Raw genomic sequence first — 11776 nt, forward strand, 5'->3', positions numbered from 1 at the left:
GGCATACCGAAACTATCTCTGAAATGGGATGAACGACTGGGGAGACGAACCCCTCAAAGAGTAGGTTAGGAAACTAGCTTGCTGTAAGGGTTGTCAATGAATCAGTAATCCAAAGCCGTGAGGCTTGGAGAATCCCCTTTCTTTAGAAATGGGGAGTATGTCAATTCATCTGTATATTTAGCTTGAATTGCTAATCAATGACTAGCATTGACAACCTGACTTCCCTAGCTACAATAACATTTTCTCAGATTACGGAATCTGGCTGGACTTATATTGAGGGCTGGGCTGGCTCGATCATAAACTCTAATGCTTGACCTTGGGAGCTGCCGAATTTTAACTGAGTTCCTGATTTTAAGGCAACTTCTTGGTGATGAACTCGCAGCCATCCGGTTTCTGCTAAGACTAGGGTGCCATAGCGGGAAAAATCGCGCAGAAAGAAGCTGGGTTGGCTGCGATCATCGTTACTATTGCGAGAAAAGATTTCTGCGTGTTTACTCGATACCCATTGTTCAGAAATCACGATATCATTATCTTCTCCTCGCCCGACTCGAACACTTCCGGCTTCGATTGGCCAGATTTGCGGGGCGACTGTCTCCCCGTTGTCTAAGCGACTGGGTAGACGTAACCAAGCCCTTGGAGAGACATAGCCCAACCAAGTGGGAGAATTGACGGGGAGTTCTGTTCTGATTTCTTCGAGGGGTTGCATTAATTCTCCGCTAAATTCCGGGTGCATATACAACACCGGAAGCGTCCAGGCGGGGTGATTAAATTTATAAAGGGGTAATAAATGCTGTCTGGCGATCGCAACGGCTTGATCGATGGGTTTACGGGCGACGAGGGCTTGAGCGAAGGCTTGAATGAAGCTGAGGGCTTCTTGATCGGTGATCGAGTCTCGCATTCCCAAGACAGCCGGAACCCCATGATGAATTAAGACTTTGGCTAAACTGCTACTGGGGATGGCTTGGAAAATAGCTTCTGGGGAGGGTGTCAGATCGAAGGCTGGATGAGCGCCCCAACAGGCGTTAAACACGGCCATGACCACACCGCAGCGCACGAGGACTTGAGCGAGTTCAGTCCCGTTGAGGGTGACATCGGGTTGCAAAAATAACAAGCCGCCATCGGGAGCGGGGATGCAGTGACCTCCGTAAAATAAAACGTTATGTTCTCCGGTTTCCAGTTGGGCGATCAGTTGGGAGATGCTGGGTTGTATTAAGGTGGTGACGCGACAGGGGGCGGGGTTGTCTGGATAGGGGTCTTCTGTTGGGGAACTACAGGTGGTGAAAATTTGACTTAATTGTTGGGCTTCTTGTTCTAACTGCAATTGTTGAATTTGAGAAGATTTTTCTAGGGGTTGTAAGCCTGGACTGTTTTTGCTTTCAGCTTCTGGCTGTCCTAAGACCAGTAAAATATTTAACAACTGAGCGGGTTGATATTGTGGTAAAGGATTAACATCACTGGTTGTTCGGCTAAACAGGAGTTGTTGACTCAGAGAAATCGCGGGTTGACCTGCTTGGGGTTGCATAATTTCCCAAGGTAAAGGGATCAGGTCAGCTTCTCGCACATCGAGTCGAACTCGCAAGGGTTGATCTTGTCCGATGGCAATGCCTTGACTGCGATGCAGACTGTTTTGTATTGCGCCTTGGAACAACCACTGCCACAGATGAATGCCTAAATGTTGCATCAGGCGACTGCTGTAACTCAACTTTTGGCTGGAGTCTGTGGAGGCCAGGGAAATCATCGGTTGAGGAGAAGAAAGGGGGGAAATCTGCGCTAAACTTTGGGGGGAAAACATCTCTAACCAAGCTTGCCAAGCCTGGGAGAGAGTCTCTGGCAAAATGCAGTCGTGATGAACATACCCACTCGGGTAGGGTGACTGTACAACCCAGGTGGCGAAATGGTTGGCTTCACGTGTGTTTAGGCGAGCGATTGCAAGACTGAGGCAGGGACTGTCAGAACGCGACATTCAGTTTAAACCAATGTTCAATTAAGAGGCAAAGTGAATTTCTTTGTTAGTCTAACATGAAAAAGCCGATTGGTTGTGTAATCATTATACTCAACGATCTGCATCAAGTTCTACTGGTTTTGCGGGATCAAAAAAGTGCTATTCCCTTTCCCAATACCTGGAATTTGTTAGGGGGATTTAAGGAAGAGGGCGAATCTCCAAAAGACTGTATTCATCGAGAACTGTTAGAAGAAATAGAAGTTGATGTGGGGGAAGTCTACTTTTGGCGAAAATATCACTGGGTTGATTGTGATGAATATGTTTTTTGGCAATCTCTAAATTTAGACCTCAATCAAGTTAAACTGAATGAAGGACAACGCTTGGCTTATTTTAGTCGCTCTCAAATTCAGCAGACTCAGCTAGCATTTGAGTGTAATCAAATTTTAGAAGATTTTTTTCAGGCTGAGGTTCGGGTGGCTAACCTTGAAGCCAATTTTTAGAGCGTTAGCAGTTCATTGAGTTTCGGGAAAATTGAATATCGTCTATTTTTATTGATCATTTTATAATCGGGTTATTTAGAGACAACAGTTGAGTCATCGAAATCAAGAATTAATCACGGAGTCTACGCTTATGAGTATGAATGTTCTGACTGGTATGAGCTATCCTTTGGGGGCAACAGTTTACCCGAACGGAGTTAATTTTTGTATTTTCTCTAAAACGTGTAAATCTCTAGAGTTACTTCTGTTTGATACTCCGGATGCGGCTCAACCTTCAGAAGTTATTCTCCTTGATCCCAATATTAATAGAACGTTCTATTATTGGCACGTTTTTATTGAGGGGATGCAAGCTGGACAAATTTATGGATATCGGGCTGATGGCTTATTCTTTCCCGAAGCTGGGTATCGTTTTGATTACGAAAAAGTATTACTTGATCCCTACGCTAAAGCTGTTGTTAATGATGAAAACTACAGTCGGGGTGCTGCATCTCAACCCGGAGATAATTGTGCTAAAGCGTTTAAAAGTGTTGTTGTTGATCCGAAAGCTTACGACTGGGAAGGAGATTTACCGCTAAGAATTCCCTACTCAGAAACGATTATTTATGAACTTCATGTAGGGGGCTTTACTCGCCATCCCAGTTCGGGACTTCCCCCGGAAAAACGAGGGACTTATGCAGGTTTAGTCGAAAAAATTCCTTATTTAAAAGACTTAGGAATTACGGCGGTTGAATTAATGCCCGTTCACCAATTTGATGAACAGGATGCTGTTCTTCCTTTAAGAAACTATTGGGGGTATAGCACTGTTGCCTTTTTTGCTCCCCATCGGGGTTACAGTTCCCGTCGTGATCCGCTTGGGCCAGTCGAAGAATTTAAAGATATGGTCAAAGCATTTCATAAAGCGGGATTAGAAGTGATTCTGGATGTTGTATTTAACCATACAGCCGAAGGAAATCACAACGGCCCGACGCTATCTTTTAGAGGCTTAGATAATGCCTTGTATTATATTTTAGAGGAATACGATGGGCAGTATTATAGCAACTATAGTGGTTGTGGAAATACGGTTAAAGCTAACTATGAAATTGCGGGTCAGTTGATTGTAGATTGCTTGCGGTATTGGGTTTCAGAAATGCACGTCGATGGCTTTCGGTTTGATTTGGCGTCAATTTTCTCTCGCGATAAAAATGGTTATCCGATAGAAGATGCACCGATTTTATGGATTATTAAATCTGACCCCGTTTTAGCGGGAACTAAGCTAATTGCAGAAGCTTGGGATGCGGGAGGATTGTATGAAGTCGGCTCTTTTGCAGGCGATCGCTTTACTGAGTGGAATGGAAAATATCGGGATGATGTTCGTAGTTTTGTGAAAAGTGATCCAGGCAAAGTTCAACAGCTTGCGGCGCGAATTATGGGGAGTCCTGATATCTATCCTCAACCTGATCGTGAACCCCATTGTAGTATTAATTTTATTACCTGCCATGATGGATTTACGATTAATGATTTGGTGTCTTATAATGGGAAACATAATGAAGCCAACGGAGAAAAAAATCGGGATGGATGTAATTATAATGTGAGTTGGAACTGTGGAGAAGAGGGGTTAACTGATAATCCTGTCATAGAAGCTTTACGTCTACAACAAATTAAGAATTTTCTGACAATTTTATTTGTCTCTCAAGGAACACCGATGATTTTAATGGGAGATGAAGTTCGACGCACCCAGCACGGAAATAATAACGCCTATTGTCAAGATAATGAACTGAGTTGGTTTGACTGGAGTGATATTGGTAAACAAGCTGACATTCTGCGTTTTATGAAGGGAATTATTCGTTTTACTCAAGAACGACATATGTTCCGGATTAACACCATTTTGCAAGCTGAAGGTAAACATTTACCCTATATTACTTGGCATGGACTGCGTTTAGATAAACCGAATTGGGGAGAAAGTTCTCGTTATTTAGCCTTTAGTTTGCGTCATCCCGATACAGGAGAATATCTTCATATTATGTTGAGTTCTTATTGGGAAGCTTTAACATTTGAGCTACCTAACTTGCCCTCTGGACAATATTGGCACAGAATTGTCGATACAGGGCTAGCAGCCCCCCATGATCTTTATGATGTGAAAGTGGCGCCGGCTGTTAAAGCCCTTCGCTATCGAGTTAATCCTCGTTCATCGGTTGTTTTAATGGCAAAATAGACAAGGGTTTGTCCGTGAAAACTCAGTTGACAAACTCCAATCAAATTGGATGTTCCATTGGAGCCTCTCTCTGTTTATAATTTCAACAGTAAACACATCTCTAGAGTTAATCAATTTCTATGTCTGCTCCTCAAAAACTATACGAAGGGAAAGCGAAGATTGTCTACACAACAGATGATCCCGAAATATTGCTTGCCTATTTTAAAGATGACGCGACAGCTTTTAATGCTCAAAAACGAGGGACAATTCAAGGCAAGGGTGAAATTAACAATACCATCTCGACTCACTTGTTTCAACTCTTAGAAGCTGAAGGAGTTCCGACTCATTTTATTGATACGGTTGCTCCGAATGAAATGAGAGTAAAACGGGTTAAAATTGTACCGATAGAGGTGATTGTTCGTAATATCGCCGCCGGAAGTTTATGTAAACAAACGGGAATTGCAGTGGGGACTGTTTTAGAACCCACTTTAGTCGAATATTGCTACAAAAATGATGAATTGGGTGATCCGTTACTAACAGGCGATCGCTTATTTTTACTGAAGTTAGCCACACCCGAACAACTCGACGAAATTAAAACATTATCGCTGAAAATCAATCAAGTTTTGTCGGAGTTTTTTGATCAATGTGGGATTACGTTAGTAGACTTTAAACTCGAATTTGGTTACACGTCAGAGGGTCAACTCGTACTCGCCGATGAGATTAGTCCAGATACCTGCCGTTTGTGGAATAAAGGCGAAACAGACCCCAATTTAAGGGTGATGGATAAAGATAGATTTCGCCACGATTTAGGAAATGTGGAGTCGGCTTATCAACAAGTTCTAGAACGAGTGTTAGCCCAAACAAAAATGAGTTAAAATAGAACATAGGGAGCGATGTCTTACAGTGAATTTACTCTAGAGCGAGTCGTCAAAACATTTAACTTAACCCTATTAGAACAGGTTAACTTGTTTGTAGAGATTCCCGAAGTTGAATGTAGTTCTTTTCTACTGCAAACTTTAGAATACAATGTTCCTCTCGCTCTGGCAATTAGCACAGAAAAAGCTCGTTCTGAGTTGATTATTGCTCCCATTTTACTCGAACTCAGACGACAATTGCAAGACCAAATCAGCTTATTTTCGGGAACGGAATTTAATGTCGCTCCCGAATTGGGTTTAAACGGAACTTGTGATTTTCTCATCAGTCGAGAGCGAGAAATTTTGTTTGTGCGATCGCCCGTTGTGACGTTGGTAGAAGCCAAGAAAGAAAATATTAACAGTGGTTTGGGTCAATGTATTGCTGAAATGATCGCCGCCCAACTGTTTAACGAACGAGAAGGAAATCAAATTCAAAGTATTTATGGTGTGGTGACTTCGGGTAATATTTGGAAGTTTCTCAAGCTAAATAAACAGGTGATTAGTATTGATTTAGTTGAGTATTATTTGCGAGATTTAACAAAAATTATGGGGATTTTAGTTCATGGTGTTTCTCAGTTAGGTTAAAGTGATATGATATCCGACTAATCAATGATTGTGATGTAGGGGCGCTCCTCAGCCGAAGATCGAGGGCGACCACTCCGAGATTGAGTTAAACCCGCCCCACCCCCACCATAACAGGCATTAATCAACCGGATATCATATGATAAATTGGAGTGGAACAGTTTAAAAAAAGGAATTTTTATTGAAAGAGGCTACGCGACCGCACTCTAGAGTCACTAAATTAATAGAGCGTTTTGAAAGAGGCGATCGCGAGATTTGTTAGGAACTATATTCTATGCTAAACTGTATCTTTGACCAACCTCCTTGAGTATTTGAACAAATTTATTCTGATCTTGTTCATCATTTAATTTTTCTACTAATGCTATTAACTTCGACAAATCTTGTCTACTGTTAGAGTTGGCAAGATCTTCGACCAATTCGTTGTTAAAAAATTGAGCCAAGTAGTCATAGCTTTGTCGGTCATAAAATATTTTATTAACTACATCTACAAATTCAAATAATTCTGTTCTATCTTTTTCATTAGAGATAAGCTTCGCCAACTTGGGATCAACAAATTTAGCTAAACTTTGATAATCTTCAGTTATACCATAAAATGTTTTCACCCGATCTACAAACACAAATAACTCCTCAGCATCTTGTTTATTTGATAGCAGTTCACCCAATTGAACATTAAAGAATCTAACTAAGTTTTCATAGTCTTTGGGATTGGGCGATGTTTCTACAAAGTTTATTAAAGACCTCAAATGGTTTCTGTCCCGATAATTCGAGAGCAAATACAAGAACTGACGATTGGATAACTTCGCCAGATCCTGATATTGAATTAAGTCCTCTTTCCAGGTAATTCTTTGATCCGTCAACGCTATGCCATTTTTAGCATCATGAGATCTACTGGTGTCTATTAAAGATAGGACTTTTTCGTTATAATCAACCGATAGCCAAGTAGATAAAGCATTTGAAAGTTTATCTAGGGGAATATAGGGAGCATAAAAACTATCCCGACTCAGAAAAGACCCATACCCAGAACGCATTTCTTGTACCAATTCTCCTAAAGAATCAGGTGTTGGATCTTGGGTTAAAGTGTAGATACGAGTTTCCAACTGACGCAGTATATTCCCATCTCGTTTCTTTCCTCCCTCCAAAAATGACCAAATTAAAAAAGCAGTTCCAGAAGCGACAAGAGCGGCGCCGCCTGTTATTGCACCCAGTCCACCCAAAGCCGACATGGTTGCAGTGATAGCCGCAGCCCCCGAAAATGTACCCGCAACGCCCAAAGCGCTCGCCGCAGTCCAAGCCGCAAAAACGCTCGCCGCACCCGCCAGGGTTCCGGTTGTAATTGCAACGCCCAAATTCGTTAAGTCTTGGCTATCCATTTGCGAGACTAACGCCACAGAGACCAGTCCTGCGGCACCAATTAACGCGGCGCCTCCGGTTGCCACAACCAATCCCCCCAACATTCCCAAACCCCCTGCGGCGACGGAACCTCCGCCGAGGAAGGCTAATGTTGCATTCGTTGCTGCTGCTCCCGACAAACTGCTGAGAGTTACTCCTGTTGCGGTTTCTGCTCCTATTGTTGTTAGCAGTCTAGTTGCTTGGGGTACAATAGCACCTCCTCTCTTTGCAGCAGTCTTCAATAATTTCTTTTTAGGTTCTTTAGAATCTTGTTCCAAGGTAACTGCTTTTTCTGTAAAGTTTTCAACACTAGACTTGCCTTCACTGTTGAAATCTTGCTCTCGGGTTACGAAATAAACAACTTTAGCATTTTCTGGAATATTGGCTTTTTCAATAAATGAGTCTAAAGATGTTAAAGTCGCCACATCGGATTCAGAGATAGTTCCACCATCACGAACTTGATCGTAAATTGCCAGATATTCTTCCTGGCGACCCGGACTCAATTTTTGACTTTCTTTGATGAAATTAACTAAAATAAAGTCAACTGTTAAAGCCCTGGAAGTGGCGCTGGAAAGAGAGTAAATTTGTTGAATCGTGAGAGGAAGGGTAGAGTTGGTAATAATCGTATCAAGATCGGTCAGGGCTTTAAAATCGGGAACGGGTTCACCCGCTCGGACGTATTCCCAGGTTCCTCGTATTGTTTTCTTCTCTTTCTGCGTTAAATTTGATTCGGCTAGTGCAGATGCGATCGCCTGTTCAATTCCAACTAAACGGGAGTTTTTGCTGGCGATTTCATACCGTTGTTGAATCTGAGGATCTAGCTTTGATGAAGAATAAATCATATAATCGAGTAATTCCAGCGCTTCTATATCGCTGATATATTTAGAATCTTCAATGTCTTCGTAAACGGACTTACATTTTTCTTGACTTGATTGTTCTATGAATTTGGTCTTTTCAATTTCTTCATAAATTTTAGAGTCTATTCTTGTAATCTTATCATACAAAGTATGGAAAACGACGACAATATCTTCACCTTCTAAACCAACCCTGGAAATCATTTTCTCATCATTGTCTTGAAGTTTTGCTGGAATTGATATTAGTTGAGTCTCTCCTGAACGTAAGGTAATGATCTGTTGTCCCCCGCTACGAGCTTCAGTATAGGGAACAAAAATGTGATAAATCTCGCGAGTTGAAGTGTTATTTCCTGAAGCTGAAGAATCTGCAAATGCACGGGAGGGATAAAGCCAGTCCTTCGCCATCAAGCCAAGAGTACCCAAAGCTAGACTACCCAGAAAATGACGACGGCTCTGAGTAAAAATACGAGGTTGATCCATGATTAAATCTTCCTAGATTTAGTTCTGCAAATTGGAATATTGAGAGTGAAAGTTTGATTCCCAAATCTAGTTTATCATGGTTGTTGCTTCTTTGCCCTAGTTGAAACTGAGATTAATTTGGCGCGGACAAATATATCAAATAAATTTGTTACATTTTTCTATAAATCAACTCAATAATCTCACGGACAATATTATACAAGTAATTCGTCTTTAACTCATAACAAAATATTAAGCTTCTTCCCAAGTTGCAGAGACACAATACTCGTATAATTCCTTTTTACAATTTCGTTTCCTAATGATTTCAAAGCTAATTTTTTTATAGCCTAGCATTTTCATAGACTCAGCAAGTAGACTAGCCGTATCAACTCTATTACCAAAGAAGGTCGAATTGCCAACGATATAATCAATCTTAGTGCCATCCTTGAGAAGATGCCGAAGCGATCTTAAATGTAGGTGCATATCATAAAAGTATTTTAACACATAAATTGATAAAATATGGGCATTTTTACCCTCGGATTGACCAATGTTTTCTACCGCATTATAAACAGATTCTGGTAGTAAATTAACTTCATCTATCTGCCAAGATTTTAGTCTACTGGTTGCAATTCCCCAAGTTCCACCAATTGCCATCCAATCTATTTCACCCGCTTCTTTTGCTTCATTTAGAAATTTAGTCCAGTACATATAGGGACGTAGTTCACGAATATAACTGATTCGATTTGGATAAGGTGGTGAAGTAATTACCCGATCTACTTTTACTCCATTTAGATTAATCACACAACGAGAATCTGCCCTAATTACCTTCGCACTACCTTTAATAGGTTTTGAAGTAGACTTCAATATTAAATCAAGGATATTAATAAAAAGTTGTTCAATCTGCTCAACTTCAAAAGAGTTTACTGTTTCACTAAATGACATTGAAACATGATTAAATGCTGCCGATGAAGTCTCAATGACTAGCCGACAAAAGGCAATCCAAACAATTCCATTATCTGCACTATTTTCAGGTTCACCAAATTGTTTAACCAAAGTATATCTGAGTGCAGAAAGAATTTTCAATGTTTGAATAGACCACCAGCGTTCAATATTAAATATGTTAGGTATCCAGTGTTCTTCTCCCAGAGAGGATTGAAATTCTACAAGAGCATTATTAACACTATGACGAATCTCTATGATTTGCTCCTCAGAATAGTTTTTGCATTTAATATTTCCCAGCCAAACTAAAAAGGGATTGATGTCAAAAGTAAAAGCTTTATATGCGTTTTCAGCCGCAACAAGTGCGGTTGTTGCTGTTCCAGCAAATGGAGCAGTCTTTGAGGTTCGCCAGGGATACAAAAGCAAAGATAGCAAGAGACAAAATGCTGATATAGATAATGTTGCTGTTGCTTGGGCTAATGGATATTTACCTGTTTTTGCAATATTCTCTTCTCAAATTGATGCTGATCTAGTGTTACGTTATCGCAATAGCCGAGGTGGAGTAATTATTGGAAACGTCTCCGGTAGTAGTATAACCTCTCTTTTTGTTTTTTGTAAAGATGTTTTAGATTATGATTTAGCAGACTTCTTCCAGAGAAACTCTGAATTAATCAAGAAAGAAATGTTAACGACACTAGAAATTTTATTGAGTGCAAAGTAAATTGATGTCACCGACTCTCAAGCAACGAGCAGATTATACTTTCAAATACAACTGTAGTTATGGGCGACATGGATGGCTGCGCTTGACTCCAGCTTATAGCGTGAAACTGGTTGAAAAACTATTAATGAGTGCGGAGCAAAACTTAATTATTCTTGATCCTTTTTCTGGAACAGCAACAACCGCACTTGTTGCGGCTGAAAACGCATATAAAGCTTTTACTTTTGACATCAATCCCTTTTTAGTTTGGCTGGGAAATATTAAATGCAAAAACTATTCTGAGGAGCAAATCATAGAGATTCGTCATAGTGTTAATAATGCTCTTGTAGAATTTCAATCCTCTCTGGGAGAAGAACACTGGATACCTAACATATTTAATATTGAACGCTGGTGGTCTATTCAAACATTGAAAATTCTTTCTGCACTCAGATATACTTTGGTTAAACAATTTGGTGAACCTGAAAATAGTGCAGATAATGGAATTGTTTGGATTGCCTTTTGTCGGCTAGTCATTGAGACTTCATCGGCAGCATTTAATCATGTTTCAATGTCATTTAGTGAAACAGTAAACTCTTTTGAAGTTGAGCAGATTGAACAACTTTTTATTAATATCCTTGATTTAATATTGAAGTCTACTTCAAAACCTATTAAAGGTAGTGCGAAGGTAATTAGGGCAGATTCTCGTTGTGTGATTAATCTAAATGGAGTAAAAGTAGATCGGGTAATTACTTCACCACCTTATCCAAATCGAATCAGTTATATTCGTGAACTACGTCCCTATATGTACTGGACTAAATTTCTAAATGAAGCAAAAGAAGCGGGTGAAATAGATTGGATGGCAATTGGTGGAACTTGGGGAATTGCAACCAGTAGACTAAAATCTTGGCAGATAGATGAAGTTAATTTACTACCAGAATCTGTTTATAATGCGGTAGAAAACATTGGTCAATCCGAGGGTAAAAATGCCCATATTTTATCAATTTATGTGTTAAAATACTTTTATGATATGCACCTACATTTAAGATCGCTTCGGCATCTTCTCAAGGATGGCACTAAGATTGATTATATCGTTGGCAATTCGACCTTCTTTGGTAATAGAGTTGATACGGCTAGTCTACTTGCTGAGTCTATGAAAATGCTAGGCTATAAAAAAATTAGCTTTGAAATCATTAGGAAACGAAATTGTAAAAAGGAATTATACGAGTATTGTGTCTCTGCAACTTGGGAAGAAGCTTAATATTTTGTTATGAGTTAAAGACGAATTACTTGTATAATATTGTCCGTGAGATTATTGAGTTGATTTATAGAAAAATGT

The 11776-nt window shown here is 40.2% G+C and carries 9 protein-coding genes; 6 read left to right on the forward strand and 3 right to left on the reverse strand.

Going from position 1 to position 11776, the window contains the following annotated elements; genetic code table 11:
- Positions 1-268: 268 nt before the first annotated feature.
- Positions 269-1963, reverse strand: coding sequence for an FHA domain-containing protein (locus tag WN50_RS20155; protein ID WP_049560463.1), 1695 nt, complete (start codon positions 1961-1963; stop codon positions 269-271).
- Between the two features lie 56 nt (positions 1964-2019).
- On the opposite strand from WN50_RS20155, the gene WN50_RS20160 reads away from it, so the two are divergent.
- The 4 genes from WN50_RS20160 to WN50_RS20175 all read left to right on the forward strand — a co-directional run bounded on the left by WN50_RS20160 (position 2020) and on the right by WN50_RS20175 (position 6108).
- Positions 2020-2442 (forward strand): NUDIX hydrolase, encoded by a 423-nt coding sequence (locus WN50_RS20160; protein WP_046278334.1) that lies wholly within the window; start codon positions 2020-2022, stop codon positions 2440-2442.
- Positions 2443-2572: 130 nt separating this feature from the next.
- Positions 2573-4630, forward strand: a complete 2058-nt coding sequence (gene glgX, locus WN50_RS20165) for a glycogen debranching protein GlgX (protein ID WP_046278335.1) — start codon at positions 2573-2575, stop codon at positions 4628-4630.
- A 119-nt stretch (positions 4631-4749) separates the two neighbouring features.
- A complete protein-coding gene (gene purC, locus WN50_RS20170; protein WP_046278336.1) occupies positions 4750-5484 on the forward strand; it encodes a phosphoribosylaminoimidazolesuccinocarboxamide synthase in 735 nt (244 codons plus the stop codon).
- A gap of 18 nt (positions 5485-5502) precedes the next feature.
- Positions 5503-6108 carry a hypothetical protein gene (locus tag WN50_RS20175; RefSeq protein ID WP_046278337.1) on the forward strand — a complete coding sequence of 202 codons (606 nt, stop codon included), beginning with the start codon at positions 5503-5505 and terminating at the stop codon, positions 6106-6108.
- 269 nt (positions 6109-6377) lie between these two features.
- On the opposite strand, the gene WN50_RS20180 is transcribed toward WN50_RS20175, so the two are convergent.
- Both WN50_RS20180 and WN50_RS20185 read right to left on the reverse strand, forming a co-directional pair.
- Positions 6378-8828: a hypothetical protein gene (locus tag WN50_RS20180; RefSeq protein ID WP_053221560.1), complete on the reverse strand. Its 2451-nt coding sequence runs from the start codon at positions 8826-8828 to the stop codon at positions 6378-6380.
- A 228-nt stretch (positions 8829-9056) separates the two neighbouring features.
- Positions 9057-9887 carry a TRM11 family methyltransferase gene (locus WN50_RS20185; protein ID WP_200906324.1) on the reverse strand — a complete coding sequence of 277 codons (831 nt, stop codon included), beginning with the start codon at positions 9885-9887 and terminating at the stop codon, positions 9057-9059.
- A gap of 175 nt (positions 9888-10062) precedes the next feature.
- On the opposite strand from WN50_RS20185, the gene WN50_RS20190 reads away from it, so the two are divergent.
- Both WN50_RS20190 and WN50_RS20195 read left to right on the forward strand, forming a co-directional pair.
- The gene (locus tag WN50_RS20190) at positions 10063-10464 is read left to right on the forward strand and encodes a hypothetical protein (protein WP_235441038.1); all 402 of its coding nucleotides are present in this window, start codon (positions 10063-10065) and stop codon (positions 10462-10464) included.
- Positions 10465-10468: 4 nt separating this feature from the next.
- Entirely contained in the window at positions 10469-11698 is a 1230-nt protein-coding gene (locus WN50_RS20195) for a TRM11 family methyltransferase (protein WP_046278340.1), read from the forward strand.
- The last annotated feature ends 78 nt before the right edge of the window (positions 11699-11776 follow it).

The organism is Limnoraphis robusta CS-951, assembly GCF_000972705.2.

Coding starts and splice junctions, on each gene's coding strand:
- WN50_RS20155 (WP_049560463.1), bottom strand. CDS start 1,963: ATGTCGCGTTCTGACAGTCCCTGCCTCAGTCTTGCAATCGCTCGCCTA.
- WN50_RS20160 (WP_046278334.1), top strand. CDS start 2,020: ATGAAAAAGCCGATTGGTTGTGTAATCATTATACTCAACGATCTGCAT.
- glgX (WP_046278335.1), top strand. CDS start 2,573: ATGAGTATGAATGTTCTGACTGGTATGAGCTATCCTTTGGGGGCAACA.
- purC (WP_046278336.1), top strand. CDS start 4,750: ATGTCTGCTCCTCAAAAACTATACGAAGGGAAAGCGAAGATTGTCTAC.
- WN50_RS20175 (WP_046278337.1), top strand. CDS start 5,503: ATGTCTTACAGTGAATTTACTCTAGAGCGAGTCGTCAAAACATTTAAC.
- WN50_RS20180 (WP_053221560.1), bottom strand. CDS start 8,828: ATGGATCAACCTCGTATTTTTACTCAGAGCCGTCGTCATTTTCTGGGT.
- WN50_RS20190 (WP_235441038.1), top strand. CDS start 10,063: ATGTCAAAAGTAAAAGCTTTATATGCGTTTTCAGCCGCAACAAGTGCG.
- WN50_RS20195 (WP_046278340.1), top strand. CDS start 10,469: ATGTCACCGACTCTCAAGCAACGAGCAGATTATACTTTCAAATACAAC.